Here is a 2,230-nt window from a genome sequence, read left to right as displayed (position 1 = left end):
TGCATGCCGGGCCCATGACCGGTTATCCGGCGCAACGCTCAGCCAACATCTGGATGCAGACTTTGGGACCTGCCAGGGTGAGTATCGCTTATTGGCCTGTCCAGCAGCCGCATTTACGGGAAAGCAGCAGCGAAATGAGCACCAGCGCCAGGGAGTTTTATACCGCCTTGCTCACCATGGATGATCTTGCCCCGAGTACAACCTACCAAACTGAAATACAATTGGACGGCAAAACCTGGAGCGGTAAAAATCTGCAAATACATACGCCTGAACTTTGGCAATGGCGTCATCCCGCTCCGGATTTCAAAGTCCTCACGGGGTCTTGCGCGTACATCAATGACCCGCAATATGATCGTCCGGGCAAAGCGTATGGGGGTGGGTACGAAATATATGATCCCATGACCGCTGAAGCCGCCGATATGATGATCTGGTTGGGAGATAATCTTTATTTCCGTGAAGCCGACATTCAAAGTCCCGCAGGAATGGCCATGCGCTACTGGACGGATCGGGCCTTTCCGCCTTTGCAAAAGTTTTTGCAATCTACCCGACAGATAGCTATCTGGGATGATCATGATTATGGAGCCAATGACAGCGGCAGTAGTTTTGTCCTGAAACAAAGTGCACTCCGCCTTTTTCAGGGTTATTGGGCGAACCCCTCTTATGGTCTGCCAGGAACTCCCGGGGTATTTACCCAGTGCACCCTGAATGATGCCGATTTTTTTCTGCTGGATGATCGCTGGTATCGCGATGCAGATGCTGCCCACTTGTCACGCGGCAAGCAAATGTTTGGCAAAGCGCAAATGGATTGGTTAAAAAACGCCCTGCTCAGCTCTCGTGCGCATTTCAAAATCGTTGCCGCAGGGGGACAACTTTTTAATGATGACGATGCTTATGAAGGCTGGAATTTATATCCGGAAGAACGTCAGGATTTTATGGACTGGCTCCAGAATAATCAGATCAGGGGATTATTGTTTCTTTCGGGAGATCGGCATATCAGCGAATTAATGCGCAGGCCCCGCCCACACTACTCTGGCAAACACGATTATCCCCTCTGGGAACTCACCAGCTCTCCACTCAACTCCAGTCCGGCCAAAGGAGACGCCAACCCCTATCGGGTGCCGGGTACGCTGGTAGAAGCCAGAAACTATTGCAGCATAGAGTTCCTCGGCAAGGGCGCCGGGCGACATCTACTCCTGAGCTGCAAATCTACCGGGGGTAAGATCCTTTGGGAACATCAGATCAGCAGCGCCGATCTGGGCTACATCTGAGCCAAAAAACCAACATCATTTAACAACGGCATTGGGCCTGCAGGCTTTTTGCGCCAACGTCCCTTGCCTGTTGTTCCAAGGTTCATCCTGAATTTCACAGCTTCAAACGGGCCAGGATAATTCTGCGCATAAACCACCCGTGGCCCCATTCATCAGACGCAGGCGCATGCCTTGTGCTTCGGCCAGCTGACGGGCAATGGCCAGGCCCAATCCACTTCCTTCACCATGCCCTCTGGCATCATCCAGACGAATAAATGGCTCAAAAACCTTTTCCAACTCGATTTCCGGAATCCCCGGCCCGGCATCACAGAGGCGGATCAGAACCTGGTTGGCCATTTTTCTGAACTCCACGCGAACCTCTCCGCCGCCATAACGTATGGCATTATCCAGCAAGTTGGATAATAAGCGTCGTAAAGCCTCTCGATCACCCCGAAAAGCATAACGGCGAGGTAACTGGGCATGCCATTGACCTCCGGCCCGCTCAAAATCTGAACCGACTTCCTGCAATAAAACCATCAAATCGAAATCTGCCACCTTGGCTGCCATACCGCGCCCCAGATCCAGCGATTGTGCCAGCAGCGCGTCCATGCGCTCGATGTCCTGCAACATGCCATCGTGCAAATGCCGGGGGGTATTTTCCGGAAGCAGTTCCCAAGCCATGCGCAATCGGGCCAAAGGCGAACGTAAATCATGGGAAATACCCGTCAATAAAAGCGATTGATGATTAATCATTGCCTGCAAACGCGTGCGTAATTCAGCAAAAATATCGAGAATATTCTGAAACTCATAGGCTCCGCCAGGTGGCAGACTCGGCAGGGGTGCTTTCAGCGAGCTTCTGAGTGCTGTTGAAATGACATCCAATGGTTTTAAAACCCTGCGTACCAGAATCATGGTCAAAACCACCAACGCCAGGGTCGAAAACACCAAAACAAAAATCATGGCGATAGGCAGTGATGAAGCGA

General features: G+C 51.8%; 2 protein-coding genes. One reads left to right on the top strand and one right to left on the bottom strand.

All coding sequences use genetic code 11. From position 1 onward, the window contains the following. Positions 1-1,268 (top strand): alkaline phosphatase D family protein (locus AC2VLY_RS16745; RefSeq protein WP_486922681.1); only part of this gene is annotated, 1,268 nt, incomplete at its 5' end. Positions 1,269-1,370: 102 nt separating this feature from the next. Here the strand turns inward: AC2VLY_RS16745 and AC2VLY_RS16740 are convergent. Beyond that, a partial coding sequence (locus AC2VLY_RS16740; protein ID WP_486894124.1) for a sensor histidine kinase occupies positions 1,371-2,230 on the bottom strand: 860 nt, incomplete at its 5' end.

The organism is Acidithiobacillus sp. TH-A36, from assembly GCF_057473445.1.
The sequence above is the reverse complement of the archived record's forward strand: the minus strand, read 5'-3'. Positions and strand labels throughout refer to the sequence as shown.